The 15862-nt window shown below is 50.4% G+C and carries 12 protein-coding genes; 6 read left to right on the top strand and 6 right to left on the bottom strand.

Annotated features, from left to right (window positions below; all coding sequences use genetic code 11):
- Positions 1–207 precede the first annotated feature (207 nt).
- The 3 genes from AC1S52_RS23250 (at position 208) to AC1S52_RS23240 (ending at position 5183) form a co-directional block, all read left to right on the top strand.
- On the top strand, positions 208–1113 hold the full coding sequence (locus tag AC1S52_RS23250; protein WP_482031419.1) for a hypothetical protein: 906 nt from the start codon (positions 208–210) through the stop codon (positions 1111–1113).
- Positions 1114–1140: 27 nt separating this feature from the next.
- The gene (locus AC1S52_RS23245; protein WP_482031418.1) at positions 1141–2094 is read left to right on the top strand and encodes a DUF1822 family protein; all 954 of its coding nucleotides are present in this window, start codon (positions 1141–1143) and stop codon (positions 2092–2094) included.
- Between the two features lie 251 nt (positions 2095–2345).
- Entirely contained in the window at positions 2346–5183 is a 2838-nt protein-coding gene (locus AC1S52_RS23240) for a two-partner secretion domain-containing protein (RefSeq protein WP_482031417.1), read from the top strand.
- A gap of 7 nt (positions 5184–5190) precedes the next feature.
- Here the strand turns inward: AC1S52_RS23240 and larE are convergent, their stop codons facing one another.
- The 5 genes from larE to AC1S52_RS23215 all read right to left on the bottom strand — a co-directional run bounded on the left by larE (position 5191) and on the right by AC1S52_RS23215 (position 11721).
- Positions 5191–6015 carry an ATP-dependent sacrificial sulfur transferase LarE gene (gene larE / locus AC1S52_RS23235; protein WP_482031415.1) on the bottom strand — a complete coding sequence of 275 codons (825 nt, stop codon included), beginning with the start codon at positions 6013–6015 and terminating at the stop codon, positions 5191–5193.
- 149 nt (positions 6016–6164) lie between these two features.
- The gene (locus AC1S52_RS23230; RefSeq protein ID WP_482031414.1) at positions 6165–7127 is read right to left on the bottom strand and encodes an NAD-dependent epimerase/dehydratase family protein; all 963 of its coding nucleotides are present in this window, start codon (positions 7125–7127) and stop codon (positions 6165–6167) included.
- Positions 7128–7150: 23 nt separating this feature from the next.
- Complete coding sequence (gene hemE / locus AC1S52_RS23225; RefSeq protein WP_482031413.1) at positions 7151–8215, bottom strand: uroporphyrinogen decarboxylase; 1065 nt, start codon at positions 8213–8215, stop codon at positions 7151–7153.
- Positions 8216–8324: 109 nt separating this feature from the next.
- Positions 8325–9461, bottom strand: a complete 1137-nt coding sequence (locus tag AC1S52_RS23220; RefSeq protein WP_482031412.1) for a hypothetical protein — start codon at positions 9459–9461, stop codon at positions 8325–8327.
- A 451-nt stretch (positions 9462–9912) separates the two neighbouring features.
- On the bottom strand, positions 9913–11721 hold the full coding sequence (locus tag AC1S52_RS23215) for a polysaccharide deacetylase family protein (RefSeq protein WP_482031411.1): 1809 nt from the start codon (positions 11719–11721) through the stop codon (positions 9913–9915).
- A gap of 369 nt (positions 11722–12090) precedes the next feature.
- Between AC1S52_RS23215 and AC1S52_RS23210 the strand changes: the two genes are divergently transcribed.
- Positions 12091–12792, top strand: a complete 702-nt coding sequence (locus AC1S52_RS23210) for a 5'-methylthioadenosine/S-adenosylhomocysteine nucleosidase family protein (protein ID WP_482031410.1) — start codon at positions 12091–12093, stop codon at positions 12790–12792.
- A gap of 76 nt (positions 12793–12868) precedes the next feature.
- On the opposite strand, the gene AC1S52_RS23205 is transcribed toward AC1S52_RS23210, so the two are convergent.
- Complete coding sequence (locus tag AC1S52_RS23205; protein ID WP_482031409.1) at positions 12869–13492, bottom strand: hypothetical protein; 624 nt, start codon at positions 13490–13492, stop codon at positions 12869–12871.
- A 445-nt stretch (positions 13493–13937) separates the two neighbouring features.
- On the opposite strand from AC1S52_RS23205, the gene corA reads away from it, so the two are divergent.
- Complete coding sequence (gene corA, locus AC1S52_RS23200) at positions 13938–15167, top strand: magnesium/cobalt transporter CorA (RefSeq protein WP_482031408.1); 1230 nt, start codon at positions 13938–13940, stop codon at positions 15165–15167.
- On the top strand, positions 15164–15862 hold the full coding sequence (locus tag AC1S52_RS23195; protein WP_482031407.1) for a hypothetical protein: 699 nt from the start codon (positions 15164–15166) through the stop codon (positions 15860–15862). The genes corA and AC1S52_RS23195 overlap by 4 nt, the downstream gene beginning before the upstream one ends.

Below are 15862 nucleotides of genomic sequence, written 5' to 3'. Positions count from 1 at the left end.
ATTTGTTTGCTTGCCTTGCTGCTGCCCATAACTCATGGTGAAAATCTGCGTTTTATGCAAATCGCGATGTAAAACCACAAATATTAACTTTTGTAAAAAAATGCATATCCAGACCAGGGGATCCCTGAGTGGGGATTAGCACCGATGAATTGTTTGGCATGATGAACAGACCGGCAATGTTCAATGTCCATCATTGGTCTAAGCACAATGAATGAACGATTAGAACTGCTGATCCAATCGGCGCAACAAAGCACACCCCCGTCTCAGGAGTCGTTGAGGGTGGCGACTCAACTGGTTGAAGAAATTTTGCGATCGCGCAAAATTGGGCGTGCCCCTAAGGGTCATCCGCTGACAGGTATTTACCAGGAAATTTACGACCGTGCCCGTCAGTACCTTTTGGATAACCTGGACTCCTTGCTCAGTAGCGGGGTTTCGCGCTGGGAATCTACCAGAGAATGGGCGATCGCGCTGCAACAGCAGGCGTTTCGTGCGATTCTGGACGATAACCAACTGAAACGTCTGGCATTGGAGGCACAAAAGCACCCGCCTCGAACGGAGTTACGGTGTCATGCTCTGACCCAACTAGTAGAAGCAATCCGGTTGTCGGGTCGGTTGGCGCGTCCCCATCGTGCCAAATTTACGCCCCAGTTCTATGACTTGTTGTATGAGGAGGCAGTCAACAAAACCTTAACTTACGTTTGCCGAACCATTGATACCTATGATCCAGCACGGGGTCAGAACCAGAAGTTTATGAACTGGGTCAATTTTCGCCTTGACCGGGTTTTGATTGAGTGTCGGCGTGAGTTTCGTGAGCAGGAGATTCAGGAGTTGCCCGACCTGAATAGCCTGGAAAAGCTTGCAGTAACGGATGATTCTGAATCACCCGGAGAAATCATTCGTGAGTGTATTGAGTCTGATGTGGATCGGATCTTTCAGCAGACCCACATTCGCGATCGCCCGCAGGCAAACTTCCGCGCGATCGCCCTGGCGCGATTGGCGGAGAAAAGCTGGGAAGAAATTGCCGCCGAGTTTGGCATCAAGGTGCCTACTCTCAGCAGTTTCTTCCAGCGCTGCTGTGACAAATTTGCCCCCAAATTTCAGGAGTATCTGTAGTGTTAACCATTAACTAAGCGGGGGAGAATGATGAATCAAGAGATTGAGCAGACGACATTTACGGTTTCCCTATCCCTGGAAGCGCACACAAGGGCAAAGCAGTTTCAGCGCCACCATGCCAATCCCCGCAAGGCGAAGCAGGTCTATCTCAACACGCTGGCAATTTACGCGGTTCATTTTTATCTGGAATGCCTGGAGTTTGAGCCAGATTGGGCAGCCAGTGATAGCGGGAATCCGGCTCAGCAAGCATTGCTGGATAGGGCTGATTTAGTGGTGAACGGTTATGGCAAATTGGAATGTCGTCCCGTTTTACCAGACTCAGACCAGATGGTGGTTCCAGCCGAAACCTGGGAAAATCGGATCGGCTACCTGGCGGTGCAGTTGAGCGAGTCTTTGAGAGAAGCGACGATTCTGGGATTTGTCACCCAGGTAACGACAGAAAACGTCTCCCTCAGCCAACTGAAGCCACTGGATGATTTGCTGCCCCATATGCTTCAGGTGAACGCTACCGAAGCGGCACCGTTCGCAATACCCATTAGCCAGTGGTTGCAGGATGGGGTAAATAGTGGTTGGCAGGCGATCGAGGAGTTTTGGGGTTCACTACTGCAACCTGCCCAACCGGCATTTAGTTTTAGAGGGAGTGAGTCGCTGTCTCCCCCAGTAGAATCTCCCACCATCAAACGCAGTCAGCAACTTGTGTTAGACACAACGGGTGTGCAGGTATCCCTGCTGATGGGGGTGCTACCAATTTCCGAATCAGAATTTGAAATTTGGGTGCAGATTGCCCCTGCAAATGGTCAGACTGATTTGCCTGCCAACCTGGAACTGAAGGTCTTGGATGGGGAAGGTGTTGAGGTAATGCTGCCTCAGGCAAGAAGCCAGGAAGCCATTCAGTTACAGTTTGTGGGTGAGTTGGGAGAATTGTTTAGTTTGAAGTTAGTTTTGGGTAGTATTACTCTGACAAAAATATTTGTCATTTAAATCAGGATGCTGCTGAAAAGCGTAAATGAAATGAAGTTTCAAGCAGCCAGGACATTTGCTGGGTGCTATATCTAGCTTGACAATGGCAAAGGGCTGAAGGATGGGTTAACACCCTTTCTTCTCAACCGCAGGTGGATCTACAGGCAGTGTATAGATTCTGGTATGGCGTTGCAAGGAACTTGCGGATTTGGGCTGTGCCGATTCTGAGGATGCCTTACTTACAGCAATTTTGAAAATCATTCATAAATCCTATGCTTGTACTCCCCATGCCCCTAGATGTGCCAGTCCCTTCCGATGCGGTTCCTGTCCCTGCTTTGGTGGCACAGGCGATCGCCCCCGCTAACGATGGCACCAACACGCTGGTCATCCCCAACGGCAATCGCCTGGATATTACAGGGGGACAACTTTCCAGGGATGGGGCAAACCTGTTCCACAGCTTTCAGAAATTTGGACTCAACCCCCAGCAAATCGCCAATTTTCTCTCTAATCCCTCCATCCAAAACATATTGGGTAGGGTTGTGGGTGGGAGTCCCTCTGTCATTGATGGACTGATTCAGGTTACAGGAGGAACCTCTAATCTGTACCTGATGAATCCGGCAGGGATGATCTTTGGAGCCAATGCCAGCCTGAATGTGCCAGGGTCGTTTACAGCAACCACCGCAGCGGGAATTGGGTTGGGGTGTGGAGTGTCAGGCGGAGGGTGTGGGGGTTGGTTCAGCGCAGTGGGTGCCAATGACTATGCTTCGCTAGTGGGGAACGCCAATACCTTTGCCTTTCCGCTGACGCAGCCAGGGGCGATCGTGAATGCCGGAAATCTGGGAGTGGGCGCGGGACAAAGCCTTGCCTTGATTGGTGGAACCGTAATCAGTACGGGCACCGTCTCAGCGCCAGGAGGACAAATTACGATCGCTGCTGTTCCCGGTGAAACACTGGTACGGCTCAGTCAAGCAGGCAGCCTTCTGAGTCTAGAGTTTCAGCCCTTGTCTGCTTCCAATCCCTTGCCCTACCCCTATACTCCCCCTTCTTTGCCCCAGTTACTAACCGGGGGCAACCTCAACAATGCAACGGGTCTAACAGTCGATGGCAACGGTCAGGTGCGGCTGACGGGTTCTGAAGTAGCCATTCCGAATCAGGCAGGAACGGCGATCGTGGCTGGCACCCTGGATGTCTCCCCCGCCCCATTTCCCACACCGCAAACAGGCGGCACAGTCCATGTGCTGGGTCAACAAATAGGGCTTGTTGGGGCAACAGTAGAGGCAACGGGCAACAGTGGCGGTGGAACAGTCCTGATTGGCGGTGATTACAGGGGAGAGGGGACCCTTCCCACTGCCCGTCGCACCTATGTTGACAGCCATTCCTCCATCTATGCCAATGCCGGACAGATGGATAATGGGGGCAATGTGGTCATCTGGGCAGAGGAAGTTACAGGATTTTACGGCAACATCCAGGCGCGTGGGGGGAGCCAATCGGGTAATGGCGGTTTGGTGGAGGTTTCCGGTCAGCAAGAGCTAATCTTTCGGGGTGATGTAGATACTCGTGCTCCCAATGGTTTTGCCGGTACTCTGCTGCTAGACCCCAGAGACCTGATCATTGTCAGTGGGAACGGGAGTGGTTTGACCGATAACAATCAGCTCAATGCCGCAGTTCCGGCGGGTGATCCGCAAGGGCAGATTCTGGCTGGTCACGGACTACCCGGAGATTTCACAATTTCAGAGTTTGCCCTGGAAGCGTTACCCGCTACCACCAATGTGCGTCTGGAGGCGACGGACAACATCATTATCAATCCCCTGTCGGATGGGGTTTTAAGTTTTGCCGCAGGTCCGGGGCAATTGATCACTTTTACGGCTGATAGCAATAGTGATGGCACTGGGTCCTTTGCGATGAATCCGGGGGATACCATTCGCACCCAGGGCGGGGCAGTCGCCATTACTGGTGCAGGCATTACCACAGGTCATATTGACACTTCACTGGTGGGCAATCCAACGGAGGTCATAGGTGCAGTCAATCTGGCATCGACGGGAACCTTGACAACGGGCAACATTACAGCCGAAAACGGTTCGGTTACCCTATCCAGTGTTGGAGATATGAGAACGGGGCAACTTAGAATCGAACAGGCGTTTTCATTGCAAGAGAGATCGGTTGTTCTGTTTTCACAAGCAGGCAATATCGAAGTTGCCACAATCCGGCATCGGGGAAGGGGAAATACCACCATTCAGATTTCGGCAGCGGGAACTTTTCAGGCTACTGACTCCTTTCTTGCCAATTTCATCGGGTTCGATTTTGTGTCAGGAGAGGAGAGCAATTTAGTCCCAGCGGTACTCAATCTTCCGGTCAGTATTGGTCTTGATGCTTCAGATAACTTAAACCCAATCAGAATTTTTTATGGAGGAGCGACCACATCTGATCCGGCATTTAGTGTGGTCAGTACCCATCCTATCTTGGCAGGGCAAACCATCAGCATTGGCGGGAATGGTGCCCCCATCTCCGTTGGACCGGAGGTAATTGGCAAAATTGATCCCAATGCAGGAGACTTAGTCGGCATCACCAGAAATGAACTGTATGCTCCCCGCCCCATTCCCAATGGGGTGAGCGGTACCGTCGGTTCGATCTCCGTAGGCGGAGGTGGCAATGGCAACCTGTTTACATCGGTTCAAGATATCCCGTTTGTCAACATTGGCGGTGGTAATTCTGATCCAACGGGCAATGGCACATCTAATCCTACGGGTGGTGGTGGTAGCGTTGGTCAAGTAGGGGGAGGTAATCTCCAAACAGGAACCATTCAAACAGAAAGCAATCAAACGAGTGGTAATCAAACAAGCGGTAGTCAAACGGGCAGTAGTCAAACGGGTACTCTGCAAACAGAGGGGCAAACCGTTCAACAGCAATTGAATTCCCAAACCAATCAACCGATTTGTGACCCATCTGGGGTGGCGGCGGCGTTAGACAATGGGTCAGTCCGTTCGGCTGACCCGCGATCGCCCGAACCCGGCTCCAATTCTCCCAGTCAAGCAACCCCCTGTGGCTCCACGACCGAAAGCAATATTCTACAAATTTTGCTGCAAGAGCCTGATCCAAATGGACGTAAATAAGTACACCCTAATGCGGTTGGGAGGTCGCTAAGGGAAGCACCCGGTTTAACTTACCACTGCTGAAGCCCTCCAGATCGAGGGTGACATAGAGAAACCCAAAGGACTGAAAAGTACTAACCAGTATTGGCAAATCTGTAGTCAGAACAAACTCCTTAATTTGCTCAACTGATAGCTCAATCCGGGCAGTATCGCCTTCTGATCGCACTCGATAGGTTTTTAGCCCCATCCGGCGCAAATATGCCTCGGCTCTGCCCACCCGTTGCAGTTTGGCAATGGTGATTGCTTCACCGTAGGGAAAGCGGGAACTGAGGCAGGGTTGGGCGGGTTTATCCCAACAGGAAAGGTTTAAGAGTCTGGCAATTTCTCGCACTTCCGCTTTAGTGATGCCCAGTTCTGCCAGGGGCGATCGCGCTCCCCCTTCCCTGGCTGCCTGGATGCCGGGACGGTAATCCCTCAGGTCATCCCCATTCACTCCATCTACCACGTAGGGATACCCCCGCTCCAGTGCCAGCGGCTTCAACGTATCGTGCAGTTCGCTTTTACAGAAGTAACAGCGGTTAACCGGATTCGCCGCATAGTTGGGATTCTCTAGTTCGTGGGTTTCTACCAGTTCATGGGCAATGCCAATCTCTGCTGCCTGCACACAGGCATCCTCCAGATCCTCTGGCAACAGAGACGGTGAAACCGCCGTCACCGCCAGGGCGCGATCGCCCAGCACATCATAGGCAACCTTCGCCACCAGGGTACTGTCAATTCCGCCCGAATAGGCAATCAACGCCCGTTCCATGCCCGCAAATAGAGCCTTCAGTTGTTCCAGTTTTTCAATCACCATAATTCGAGTGTGAGGGATAGGGAGACAGGAGTTTTGAGCTTTTAGGTTCTAGTGAGAAATGGTTACTTCTTCACTCTTACACTCTCAACTCTTAATTCTCAACTCTTAACTCTTAACTCTTAATTCTCAACTGTTTCCCTTCTCCCCTCTTACAGCTTCTTTCGTCCGACTCCGCTGATCTTCAGGACATCGGTAAATGTGGCGCAAAAGGTCGGTAAGCCGAAGTTTTCTGGGCTAACTACCGTTTGATGGGTAAAGTGGCGGTAGTTCATAGAAAACCGATCCCAGGCTGCCATGCGAATGCGGAACAGGCGAATAATCAGATTTGCCAGCCCCAGCGTCAGCGGAATGCGGAAGAAAATTCGTTTATTCAAGTAGGTACAGGATTCTTCGATCGCCTGGTTTACAGTCACAGGCTGATTGCCCAGAACTAATTGGCGGGAGTCGGTTTCGGCTGGGGGGTGGTCAATCAAGTGACAAACAATTTGCGCAATATCCTTACCATGAATGAAATGGAAACTGGCATCGGCTTGCAGAAAACGCAGGAGCCATAGCCACTGCTCTACCTGGGGGATACCCGAAGAAATATGGGATTGAGGCTTATTGTCGCCGCCACCCAATAACAGGGTGGGAAACAGCGTTGTGATTTTGGGCGCGATCGCCAGATTTGCCATCTGCCGGTAACAGGTGTACTTGGAGCGGACGTAGTCTGTGCCAATCTCGCCCGCTTGCCTGAGTAAACAGTTGTGCCGATCCAGAATGCTGGCGGTTGAGAAATAAATAATCTGCTCACACTTTTCCGGGTCGAGCAGATTCATCAGACCGATGGTTTTGACCACGTTGATGTCGTGGACTTCCTCTGGTCCTCCCCAGGCAGTGGCGATCAACACTGCACAGTCTATCGTTTTTAGCAGAGCGCTAAACTGCTCAATCTCGCGCATGTCGGCTTGCAGAACCGTGATTCCGGGACGCGCTCTATAGTCTACCTTTAGCTTGTCTGGATTTCTAAGCAGCAAGTAAAGCTCGTGGTTAGTTTCTTGAATCAAAGATTCGACCACATAGTGACCTATACAGCCACTCGCGCCAGTCACGAAAATCCGCTTGGATGTCATCAGGAGTTAGATAGGGGTCAGGATTAAGCATGAACAGCTAATAACTGATCAGCCTGCTTACCAACTTCAAAGAAATAGGCAGCATTTTCTTCGGGAGTGTTGGGTAGAATACCATGCCCCAGATTCAGAATATGTTTCCGATTATTGGCTTTGCGAATGGTATCAAGGATGCGATCGCGAATAAACTCTTTGGAGCCAAACAGAGCACAGGGATCCACATTCCCCTGTACCCCAATGTTGGGACCCAATCGACGGCAGGCATCTGCCATGTCTACGGTCCAGTCCACACTGACAATATCAACCCCAGATTGCCCCATTCGCTCTAAAATGCCAGCACTGCCATTGATGTAAAGAATCATGGGTGTGTCGGGATGGGTTGCCTTCACCTGTTGCACAACGCGCTGCTGGTAGGGAAGGGCAAAGGTATCGTAGTCCTGGGGACTCAGTTGTCCTGCCCAGGAGTCAAACATCTGTACCACCTGAGCGCCGGAGTCAATTTGATAGCGCAGGTAAACTGCGATCGAGTCTGCCAGCTTACCTAAGAACTTGTGCAGCATCTCTGGCTGACTGAACGCCATACTCTTGATAATCGCGTAATCTTTCGAGCTTTTGCCTTCAATCGCGTAGGCAGCTAATGTCCAGGGGGCACCGACAAAGCCCAGAACCGTAGCGCGATCGCCCACTTCACGGCGTAGAGTTTGCAGGATCTCACGAATGAATGGCAGGGAAGCTTCTGGTTCCAGCGGATGCAACTGGTCAATTTGCTCCAGGCTACGAATCGGCGGATCAATAACCGGACCCCGACTTTCAATGATGTCAAATGGGATGCCGATTCCTGGTAGTGGTGTCAGAATGTCAGAAAACAGAATCACCCCATCCGGCTGAAATGCCCGAAACGGTTGCAAGGAAATTTCAACTGCCAGATCGACTTTTTCAGAGCGCTCTCGAAAGGAAGGGTACTTTTCCCTCAACTCTCGATACACCTTCATGTAGCGTCCCGCCTGACGCATCATCCAGACAGGAGGGCGATCTAACACTTCACCACGCGCAGCCCGCAATAGGTAGGGAACCTGGGTTGACCCGGTCATCTAACGTCATCCTAGAAGTTTGAGTGCATTTGTTAGCTTACCATTCCAGGATGACGGTTTTATAAGAGTGGGGAGTTACGTCTGATGAATTAGACGTAACTCTCAACTCTTACTTCACTAAACACACTCCCCCGATCGACACCGTACAGGCGGGAGCTGCCTGTTGAGCGGTATCCAGATTTCCGGTGGATGCGTTGTAGGTATATTCTCCAGCCCGAACCAGACGATTTGGATTAGCACAATAGGTATAGCTCTGGTTATTCTCTGGGAAGGAAACTACGACCAGACCCGTTCTGGCAGCGGGGCAACCATCCAAAACGGTCAGACCGTACTCCGTCTGAAGCATTTGCCGTCTGTTGTCCGGTTGGGTACCAATCGGAGAGGTTGGCTGGGTGGGTGTACCAGTACTGCTAATAGGAGAAAGATCGTCTGTATTGGGGTTGTAGCGGTAGGCTCCGGCTCTAACAAAGCGGGTCGGGGTAGCGCAGTAAGTATAGTCCCTACCGTCTTGAGGATCGGTCATGGTAATTTGGGCAACGGAAGTGGCAGGCGAAGGACAACGCTCCAAGACGTTTAGTTGCAGCCGCTGTGCCAACAGGTCGCGGCGAGAGTCCACCATTGAAATGCGCTGGGTATTTGCATCGTAGGTGTACATACCGGGTTCAATATCCCTGGTGCAGCGTTCTTCATTGCCAATCGTGATGCGGGCAACATTGGGAACGCCACAGCCGATGATTCTAAGCCGCAGCACATCCGTCATCACTTGGTCTGCCTGACCAACCTGGGTGGGTGAGGTAGAACTACCTGAGCCAGTCATGGACAGGGTATACCGTCCGCGAGTGTTGTTGCCTCCCAAAACCAGAAGCCGGTAAGTTCCTGACCTGGGAACTCGATACCTGAGCGAATTGGAAGTCGCATCAAAGCCTACCTGTCTGCCATTAGGGTCAAACAATACGAGCGTAGGTCTGAGTGTACCGCCTCCCGCAGGAGAAACCGAAATTTCAACCGTTTCTCCGCGCCGAGCTGTGAAGTTATATTGAGTACCACGGGCAGTTTGGGCGGGTGCTCCGCTCACAGACTGATTATTGAACGTGAAGCTGGGTGAATTATTTTGAACCCCACCCCTGACGTTATCTCCTGACTGAAGGGCATTCTGAGCGTTGGAAAAGCTGGCGATCGCCCCCACCAGCATCCCTGTTACCGCCACAGTCGCCACAAACCGACTCCAACCTTTACGTTTAATCATGGTGTAATCTCCCAGCAAGAATGAACTGCTTTTGTAAGCATGATAAAAAAAGTTTGCACAATGACCGTATCTGAATGTCCGAACGAAATGCTCAAACATCTGAAAAGCCAATTCCTGATAGCAAGAACTGACTCCGAAGTATAGCGCTAGACAACTTCAGACAAACCCAACTTGAGGCACACTTACAGCCATTTTCATTGGTGTATGCCACACCGATCCATTGTTTCGCATGAATCTAAAGGCATCGCCTGTGGGGCACTTGTCTGAAAACCGCTGTAATTCAGACACGCCTGTAACCCTGACAACCAGTGATAAATCTCACCAAGTTGAGAACTGGAGATTTTTCCAAGGAAAAACGGTGGGTTCTTAAGTTGGTGAGGTTTAGCCACTAACCATTTCAGCCAAGCGGACTGCTCAGTGTGCCCAGGCTTGTATGACTTTTTACCAAAACTCAAAGTTCCCAATTATCTCGGTGAGGCGCACTTGCCAGGGTATCTTCGGAGCCTTCGGTTAGCCCCCGGTCAATACTGGGCATCTGGTTCAGGGGGGCTGTAGACGGAATTTCTGACGGCGTTCCGGGCATTCCTTCGAGCAGGGGATTGGTCGGGTCACTAAAAGGATTCTGCTGAGGGGAAATCTCCTCTTCGCTCACTTCTGGAACTGAGGTTCGCGTTGGCGAGACAGGATTTTGCTGAGGGAAATTCCCGCTGTCATTGAGTCCTGGGGTGGGGGTTACCGTTGGCGAGAGGGCAGGATCTTCTTGAAAACTTTTGAACGGATCGTAGTCTGGATCCAGGGTTGGGTCAGTGGTAGGGGCGATCACTGGAGGCTGCTCTGTCCCAGATCCTCCCTCACCAGTTCCCTCGCTAGGGGAAGAACCGGGGTCAAACGGAGACGGATCGGTTAAGCCAGTAGAAGGGGGTTGAACGATATTTTCTTCCTTTGCCTGGGTTGCCAACAGTTCTGGAACGGTGACAAACCGATAACCCTGCTGCTTGAGCGTGGTAATAATCTGGGGCAATGCTTTTACGGTTTCGGTGCGATCGCCGCCACCATCGTGCATTAACACAATGCCTCCGGGTTGTGCCCGTCTCAGCACATTGTCCACAATGATGGGGGCAGAAACATAGTAATCATCCGACTCGGCTGACCACATAGTAACGACATGCTTCTGGTTCTTGGCGTGCGGCACCATTGAACCTTCTAGATTGCCTCCTGGTGGACGGAATAAGTTAGTTCTCAGTCCAGTCGTTTCGTAAATTAACCGTGCGGTATTGTTAATTTCTTCTGCTGCCGTGACTTCATTTACAGTCTCCATTGGGTGCCGCCAGGTGTGATTACCAATGGCATGACCCGCCGCCGCCACTTTGCGGGCAGTCTCCGGATTTTTTTGTAATGCCTGACCAACCCAAAAGAAGGTTGCCTTGATGTCATTTTCCTTCAGAATGTCCAATACCTGTTCGGTCGTATTTTGCCAGGGACCATCATCAAAGGTAAGGGCAATGACCTTTTCCCCATCCGCTGGTTTTACCTCGTAGATAGTTTGTCCAACAAACTTCTCGGCAACAATCTTCTGCACCAGCTCTTGCTGAATCTGATTACCAATCACGGCAAGACTACCTTCCTGAGTTTGATTGGAGGGAGTGCCTGCTCGCAGTTGTCCTTTGGGAGAGGATGGATCGGTTGGCTGCTCAATTGCGCTGGATGCCATGGCTGCCAGAGATTGATCAGCAATGTGCTGACCTGCGGCATCCCAATACATCAACCAATAACACAGCAAGAAACTTGCGACTGCCAACCGGCTGACCACTGCCGATCGCATAATCAGAAACCGAATCCAGGCAGTGCCCCGGCGTGCCAGCCTCCGCAGGGGAGTACCCTCTTTGCCGCGATTAGGCAACAGCAGGTTTTCCCGATTTGCAGGAGTCACAATCCGAATCGATTGCTTCCAGAGAATGTCCTGCTCACCAGCAATCCGGGCGATAATCCGAACATCTCGAATTTTTTCTGAGTTGAGCGTCCAGAGGCGATAGCAAATAAACCGCACCAGATGTTTCCGCAGGGCAATATAAAACTCCCGTCGCCTGGACTGCTTGAAGTCAACCAGGATGTTCATTTGCCCAGAACGACTTGGTGTAGCGCGAATATAGATGCCGTAGGGACCCAGTAAACTATTGATCCAGAAGGCGATCGCCCGGAAGTTACCTTCCTGTGCCAGTTCAAGAATCGAGGGTCTGTATAACGCGAGTGAATTGGTCATTCCTTCCTCAACCACCAAATGATTCCAGCAAAGATCCACGAGACTGCCCAGAACATTCAAAACATGGGTCTGGCAACCTCTATGCCCAGGTGAATGCATATCGCATACAGGTTAGCTCAGGAATCTCAAAATGAAGCAAAATTTTGTAGAGAGGTGGATAGGTAGTAGGAGTTTATTGCTAACGACCAATGACCAATGACCGAATATTCAGATTTACAGCAGTTTTCAGATGCGTAGACCACAGCAGAAACGGGGAGTAGGGAGTGGGGAGTAGGGAATCGTGTGGCTTAACCAATGAAATCGCTGTAACTTCCAACTTCCAACTTCCAACTTTTAACTTTTAACTTTCAACTTTTAACTTCTCCCCCCATGCATCCAGTTCAAATCATTCTTGTCCCCCAGGGGGCAGAGTACCGGGCAGTCTGTCAGGGATTAAAGCAGGTTGTCAGTCCTCCAATCGTGTTACCCGTGCCCGTGGGACCTGCCCCTATTGATCGTCATCTAGGGCAGCTTCACCAAAATGGTCACTTTGCTAATCAGCCCAAAGTTTTAATGATGGGCTTATGCGGTAGCCTGGTTCCCCATCTCAACGTTGGGGATATCGTGCTTTATCAAGAGTCCATCACCCGCTCCACCTCCCAACACCTGGTATCCTCCACCCGACCACCCCTCACCTACGATCGCCCCCTCACTGCCCTTTTGCACCAACCACTGGCAAACCGGGCAACGCTCGTCAAAGCGATTACCAGCGATCGCGTGATTGGTGCCGCTGCCGAGAAGCGATCGCTGGCTCAGGGTGGGGATGTTGTCGATATGGAAGGCTACACGACCCTGGAGTTTTTCAGTCAGTTAGGGATCTCAGTCGCCACTTTGCGAGTGGTCAGCGACGATTGCCATCACGACCTTCCCGATCTCTCAACCGCCTTCAATGGGGAAGGCAATCTTCAGGCAGGAAAGGTGGCGATCGCAATGCTCCGCCAGCCGCTTGCCGCTGCTCGTCTGATTCAAGGCTCCTTAAAGGGGCTAAAAGTTTTACAAAACACAACAGCAGCTCTGTTTCTAAGCCGATAGCAGGGCAGGTTTTGTACAGGTAATTACGGTTAACAAAGGTGAAACATACCGCAACCAACGGGTTGCTTGGCACTGATCACCTGTTGTCTGCCCGATCAGACGCAAGGCTTTTACCAAAGGATGGTGCAATCGTAACTCCTGATTGCCTGATCGGTTGTAATGAACTTTCCTGGGTTCTCCAGCTTGACCAGACCACCGCACTACCCAGGGAAACCGTCACCCCAATTAACAGAACCGTCAATGTTCTGACCTGCGATCGCAACCGCAAAATTTCTCTCGTACAGGTTTCCAACTCCTCTGAGCTTTTCAGGGAGGTAGTCTCCGCCTCAATAATGGCAGCTTCTGGGGTATTTTCCGGCTCCTCAAAGGTCACCTTAGAATGCATCCAGCGAGTGATCAGTTCAGGGCACTTCTGCTGCATCCATCGCAGTGCCACCACCCGAAAGGCTGGTTTTGAGAGGCGGGCAATCCATTTCATCAGCCGATTCACTGGACGGGAACGAAACTTGTGGTTAATCAAATTGACTGAACCAATGTCATACAGGCAATTCAGAATTAGTTTTGTGGAGGTTTCCTCCCGTCTAAAAAGACTATCCAGAAGTAGCAAAATATCCCGCAACCGTTCTTCTTCCATCCGCACTTCGGTGGGCGATCGCATCATCTCTGCGGATTTTTTTTTATAACTCTGTATAGCCGTCATCCTCTCCTGCCTCGAAAATAGACCACCAGTACCGATGTCGTTTTCTATACTTCAACCTGCCAGTTTTTCCCTGGTTTTTCCCTCGGTCTCCAGGCAGAACAGTTTGCCTCCCCGGTCAGAATCTATTCCAGCATTCCCTTTCTGATACTTTCTAGCTGCAATAAAAGTATCATTCCTGACACCTAACACCTTTACAAGAGTTAGCAAACTTATCACCCCCGGGTACTAGTACAGCAAAACAAAAGTTTTATAAGGGGTGAAGGGGTGGAACCCTTTCATGGGGGCGAAGCCCCCAAACCCCCATGTTGCAAAATTAGTGTTTGCAACACTAGCTTGTCTCCTCTCGCCGTCTGAAACAACACAGTATTTTACAAACCCGCTGCTAATGTTGTCGATTACATTGGTGAGAAAGACTCCCTATAAAAGACCGTGAGGCACCATCTGGATGTTAGAAAACCGCTCCCCTTTATCCGATTCACCAACCGATAGTGAACTTGAAGACGAGCTTGAAGAAGAAGAATCCTATGTCGATTATTTCTATGATCAGCCCGGTAGTGTACCCGGCACCCTGACCATCGCTGCGGATGCTGAACCGCCTATTATTGTACTGATTGACTACAGCGAAGCCAAGGCTATCCGGGCAGAAATTGCAACCCCCGAAGAATGCGCTCCCTATCTCGATTCAGAATCCGTCTCCTGGGTAGATGTACAGGGGTTGGGTAGCGAAAATGTATTGCAACGACTTGGGAAGGTCTTCAACCTTCACCCCCTCGTTTTGGAAGATGTGGTCAACGTTCCCCAACGCCCAAAGGTAGAAGAATATGACGATCAGCTGTTGGTAATTGCCCGCATGGTCACGCTGAATCGCAGTAGAACCAACTTTATTACTGAGCAGGTCAGCTTCATTTTAGGTAAACATTATCTGTTGACTGTCCAGGAAGAGCCAGAGTACGACTCCTTTGGACCGATTCGAGAGCGGATTCGCCTCAGCAAAGGTTCGATTCGGAAACACGGCGCCGACTACCTGATCTATGCCCTACTCGACTCGATTATCGATGGGTTTTTCCCCGTTTTAGAAACCTATGGCGAACAGATCGAGGAATTGGAAGATGAAGTGGTCTCTAACCCCACCCGCAAAACATTGGAAAGAATTCACGAACTCAAGCGTGAACTATTGACCCTGCGACGGGCAATTTGGCCCCAACGGGATGCCATTAATGCCCTAATTCGAGATGGCAACAGTTTGATTAGCAATGATGTCCGGGTCTACCTGCGGGACTGCTACGACCATACCATTCAGGTTCTGGACATGGTGGAAACTTATCGCGAACTATCATCCAGCTTGATGGACGTTTACCTCTCCTCCGTCAGCAACAAAATGAACGAAGTGATGAAGTTCCTGACAGTCATGTCTTCCATTTTCATTCCCCTGACCTTTATTGCAGGGGTTTACGGCATGAACTTCAACCCTGAAAAATCCCCATTCAATATGCCAGAATTGCAGGCTTACTGGGGGTATCCCATCTGTCTGGCGGCAATGGGCTTGATTGCCATTGTGCTGGTCTTCTTTTTCTGGCGCAGGGGATGGTTTGAAAATTTCTCTACAATGACCGTGAAAGAAGAGTATCAACAAGCTCCGATTAAAAAATTTATTAAAGCACTGCGTCAACAATGAACCCGGTAGACCCTATTATCCTGGTAGCTTATTTGCTATGTATTGCTTACTTCCTATCGCGAATTATCAAGTCATTTAACGACGAGTTCAGTATTCAGGTGGATGAAGAGGCTCTGAAAAATCTGCTGGTAGAGAAACAGTTGGATGATAAACAAAAACTCAATGATGTGATTGGAATTAGCTTTAAGTTCGACAAACGATATGAGTTTGACAAGCTAAAACAGCTTGAAATTAGTATTACCAACAAATCGAGTAATCATTCCATTTATGTAGACTGGGACTACAGCACATTAACGGATTTGGGAGGGCGATCGCGTCGAGTCACCCGGTTAATGCCTGGAGTCACAACGGATTTATTTCAAAACCAGGTGTTCAGCACCGTTACCCCGAACACCACCCTGAAAGAAAAGATCACTGCCGAAGATTTACTTCAACGGAAAAAGGAAAAGGAAAAAGACTCTCCCCTGAACCTGGAGTTTGAAGTTGGCAAACCGCTGATAGACTTCAAAGCCGACAAAAAGAAGTATGAAAAATTTATGCAACGGGCGATCGAGCTAGAGTTTTTCTTGAACCTGGCATTTCGCTTAGTGGGTCCCAGTCGATCGCTGGGAGGAGAACGCTTCTACGTCCTGAGCAAATTTATCCTCAGAAAATACCCCTGGACAGTTGGTCTACCCTGGAATCCAAAGAAATAG

The organism is Kovacikia sp. CALU 1929, assembly GCF_056784235.1.
Note: the sequence above shows the minus strand (reverse complement) of the source record. Positions and strands in the feature narration are given on the sequence as shown.